The 1,291-nt window shown below is 60.0% G+C and carries 2 protein-coding genes; one reads left to right on the forward strand and one right to left on the reverse strand.

From position 1 onward, the window contains the following. Nucleotides 1-538: trans-aconitate 2-methyltransferase (locus DBR24_RS23525; protein ID WP_128615943.1), on the forward strand; the 538-nt coding region annotated here is incomplete at its 5' end. A 223-nt stretch (nucleotides 539-761) separates the two neighbouring features. On the opposite strand, the gene DBR24_RS23530 is transcribed toward DBR24_RS23525, so the two are convergent. Continuing rightward, on the reverse strand, nucleotides 762-1,291 hold a 530-nt coding region (locus DBR24_RS23530), incomplete at its 5' end, for a bifunctional 2-polyprenyl-6-hydroxyphenol methylase/3-demethylubiquinol 3-O-methyltransferase UbiG (protein ID WP_256591762.1).

Here is a 1,291-nt window from a genome sequence, read left to right on the forward strand (position 1 = left end):
GTTCGACGTCGCGCACATCGATAAATGGGCCGATGTCGGCCCTTACGATGTGATCTTTGCCAACGCCGTGCTGCAGTGGCTGCCGGATCACGCAACATTGTTACCGGCACTCGCCGGCAAGTTGTCGGCCGGTGGCAGTCTGGCGATCCAGATGCCGGACAACCTCAACGAGCCGTCCCACCGCTTGATGCGTGAAGTCGCTGCGAATGGCCCGTGGGCGAGCAAGCTCAGCGGCGCAGCGGGGCAACGCACCGACATGGCGAGTGCGAGCGATTACTTCTCCATGCTGCGACCGCACTGTGCGCGGGTCGATGTGTGGCGCACGACCTATCACCATCAGCTGTCTGGCGGGGCGGCGGGGGTGGTGGAGTGGTTCAAGGGCAGCGGCTTGATTCCGTTTTTGAGTCCGCTGACCGAAGAGGAAAAGACGCAGTACCTGGAGCAGTATCTGGCGGAGGTTGAGCGGGCTTATCCGGCGTTGGCGGATGGCTCGGTGTTGTTGCCGTTTCCCAGGTTGTTTATCGTCGCGACCCGATAAAATCAATTCGGACTGTTGTCCGGCTTGAGATTTTGGCTGCACTTTCGGACAGGCCCCTCACCCCAGCCCTCTCCCGAGGGAGAGGGAGCCGAGTGGTGTTGTTTCCAAAACCTGGGTTCGCCTCGATTTCGCACGTCGGCGTAGCTCGTACTGGCACCGCGGTCAGTCCCCTCTCCCTATGGGAGAGGGTTAGGGTGAGGGGCTTCTCAAGTTGTAAACCCGCTCAGCGCTGCACCGCCACCAGCATCATCATCGGCCGCTCCCGCTCTTCCGCCAGCGCCGGTTGCGCCGCCACCTCTGCATCGCTCGGGCCCCATTCATTGACATGGCGAATGGCGAACCCTGCATCGATCAACGAATTCAGCAGCGTTCCTACCGTCCTATGCTGCTTGATCACTCCCTCGGCCAACCAGTTTGTCACCCGTTCACCCTCCAGCTGATAGCTGTCCAGCGACCAACGCTTGTTACCTTCAGCATCAATCAACCAGCCCGGATTACGCGGTGCCATAAAGATTGGATGCTCAATGGAAAACACAAAATGCGAACCCGGTTTCAGCGCCGTGTACAACTGAGCAAACAGCCCCGGCAAATCCTTGATGTAATGCAGCGCCAGTGAGCTGTAAGCCAGATCGAAACTGCAGGCGGGCAAGTCGAGCTGTTCCAGATCGGCGCGCTCATAGCGAATGTTCGCCGCCGCCGTGGTCGCACGCGCGCGCTCCAGCATCTTCTCCGAAACATCCAGCGCCAACACAC

The organism is Pseudomonas sp. HMWF006 (assembly GCF_003061205.1).
In the GTDB taxonomy this organism is placed as follows: Bacteria; Pseudomonadota; Gammaproteobacteria; order Pseudomonadales; family Pseudomonadaceae; genus Aquipseudomonas; species Aquipseudomonas monsensis.